1 protein-coding gene is annotated in these 1229 nt (G+C 50.2%); it reads right to left on the bottom strand.

The annotated features are described in order from the left end of the window. Positions 1–18: 18 nt before the first annotated feature. Positions 19–1166, bottom strand: a protein-coding gene (locus tag LJA86_RS22120) for an IS3 family transposase (protein WP_229226727.1) whose coding sequence is annotated in 2 segments (ribosomal slippage) — positions 19–929 and positions 929–1166 — 1149 coding nt in all. Because the reading frame shifts where the segments join, the coding sequence is not laid out codon by codon here. Positions 1167–1229: the final 63 nt, after the last annotated feature.

The following is a 1229-nucleotide window of genomic DNA, read 5'->3' as shown; positions in this document are numbered from 1 at the left end:
TGAATCGCTACGGATAATCTAGACACTTCTGAGCCGTTGATAATATAGGTTTTCATATTCAGCCGGTGGCATCTGCTCGCTCGAACCATGCCGACGCTTACTGTTATAAAACATTTCGATATAATCAAAAATATCGCTTCTGGCTTCGTCTCTCGTTCCGTAGATCCTTTTCTTAATCCGTTCGCGTTTCAGTAGCTGGAAAAAGCTTTCCGCAACCGCGTTGTCATGGCAGTTACCGCGACGACTCATGCTGCCTTCCAGACCGTGTGATTTCAGGAACGACTGCCACTCATGGCTCGTGTACTGACTGCCCTGATCAGAGTGAACCAGTACCTGCTTTTGAGGATTACGCCTCCACACCGCCATAAGTAATGCGTTCAGGACAATCTCTTTTGTCATGCGGGGTTGCATTGACCAGCCGATAACTTTTCGGGAGAACAGGTCAACCACCACGGCCAGATACAGCCAGCCTTCGTGGGTTCGGATGTAGGTTATGTCCGTCACCCAACGCTCATCCGGTGAGTCCGGATTGAACTGCCGCTGGAGCCTGTTGGGTGTCACGATGCTGGCTTCTCCTTTACGTGCACGTGGGCTGCAGTACCCAACCTGAGCTTTTATTCCGGCACGCTTCATCAGCCGCAAGACCCGGTTCACTCCGCACTGCTGTCCGGTATCACGCAGATCGAGATGGATCTTGCGATAACCATAGACGCAGCCAGACTCAAGCCAGAACTGTTTGATCTGCCCGGTCAGCATCTGGTCTGTCTGGTGACGCTGTGAATATGGCTGCTTAAGCCAGAAATAAAATCCACTCGGATGAACATCCAGAACCCTACAGAGCAAACGAACAGGCCAGCAAAGGCTGTTGTCGCGGATAAAGGCGTACCTCAGTCGGACAGCTTTGCGAAGTACGCCGCGGCTTTTTTTAATATGTCCCGTTCGTCCGTAACCCGCTTCAACTCTTTCTGAAGACGGCGGATCTCGGCCTGAGCATCTGACTGTTCATTATGAGTGGAAGAATCCGGACCGTACTTCTTTATCCAGGCGTAAAGACTGTGAGTGGTGATATCGAGACGTGTTGCAACACTGGAAACAGAATGACCACGATCAACAACCTGTTTGACTGCTTCAATTTTAAACTCTTCAGGATAACGCTTACCGCTCATGGGGACCTCTCTTTAAGTCATCTTAAATGACTCTGAGGTGTCTGTTAAACCCGTGGCGATTCA

It is taken from the genome of Enterobacter sp. TCD1-1 (assembly GCF_020567405.1).
Classification (GTDB): domain Bacteria; phylum Pseudomonadota; class Gammaproteobacteria; order Enterobacterales; family Enterobacteriaceae; genus Enterobacter; species Enterobacter quasiroggenkampii.
Note: the sequence above shows the minus strand (reverse complement) of the source record. Positions and strands in the feature narration are given on the sequence as shown.